We start from the raw sequence: 1037 nt of genomic DNA on the forward strand, positions 1-1037 counted from the left end.
GAAAGCGAGCAATTGCGACAAATAGTGATCGAGATGAACCGGAAAGCCAGCTAAAAAGGAGATAACTATGACTATCATGAAACCCGAGCAAGAAGACTTGCAAGCAGCATTTGAGTTTATAGGTATGATGACAGCAGTTGCTCGACATGAACTCAATCCACTTGAAAAAGATGAGTTTGATGAATTGAGATTTTTGGAAGACAAGGACAAAGCGAAGGTTTTAGATGCTTTGTGTGAGAAATTCAACAACTGTGATTTGGATTGGTTGATGATTGCCTTAGCCCATTTACTTTCTCCGGACAGAGGGGTAATTGATCAGGATTCGGAAATTTTGACCATTAACCAAAATCTTCTTGGTGACATTGATAAAAGTTGTTAGCTTTTAAAGAAAGCACTGTATTTTTAATCCTGCTGTTTGTACAGATGCAAACAGTTCAATCTACCCATGCAGGGATACCGTACCCTGCTATGGGAATGTGTACCCCTGCCCTTTATAGGAGTACACCAATGCAATATTTAAACGAAAAAACCCTAGAAATTAGAATCTTGGAAACAGATGGCTTATACGGCTGCGATGTATTCGATACAGAAGGTAAGCCTCTGGCCGGCGTGATGCCTGAATATAAAAGTCAGGTTGAGGCTGTTGCCGCTGCTTTAGATATACCCGAAGTCGGACTATTTACAGATACTAAAGAACGGCCAAAACAAAAGTTGGTTGCAGTAACAGATGCACTGGCTTTGAAATATGGTTTGAATTTCAAGAATCATGGCGGTTTCTATCGTAAGCATGACAACAGTCACGCGTGTTTGAATAAAAACGGTAGAAAAGGATTTGTTCTTTTTTTTACAGCAAATGACAAATTTCTGACTTTACAAGGTTCTACCAGTATCGAGCCAGAAATTCTCTATCAGTTTGATATTTATGTCGATAATGATTTTATTGTAGAGAAAGTGTCTATGCTGATAGGTTCTTAAACAATAAGTCCGATTATTTGGATATGTTTTACCTGCTTGCGAGCAGGTATTTTTAGACGGCC

At 39.0% G+C, this 1037-nt stretch carries 2 protein-coding genes; both read left to right on the plus strand.

Annotated elements, in window-relative coordinates:
- The first annotated feature begins 67 nt into the window (after positions 1-67).
- Entirely contained in the window at positions 68-379 is a 312-nt protein-coding gene (locus AB0H81_RS44990) for a hypothetical protein (protein ID WP_070765056.1), read from the plus strand.
- Positions 373-975 (plus strand): hypothetical protein, encoded by a 603-nt coding sequence (locus tag AB0H81_RS44995; RefSeq protein WP_358388805.1) that lies wholly within the window; start codon positions 373-375, stop codon positions 973-975. Before AB0H81_RS44990 ends, AB0H81_RS44995 begins: the two co-directional genes overlap by 7 nt.
- The last annotated feature ends 62 nt before the right edge of the window (positions 976-1037 follow it).

It is taken from the genome of Nonomuraea sp. NPDC050691 (assembly GCF_040654455.1).
GTDB lineage: Bacteria > Actinomycetota > Actinomycetes > Streptosporangiales > Streptosporangiaceae > Nonomuraea.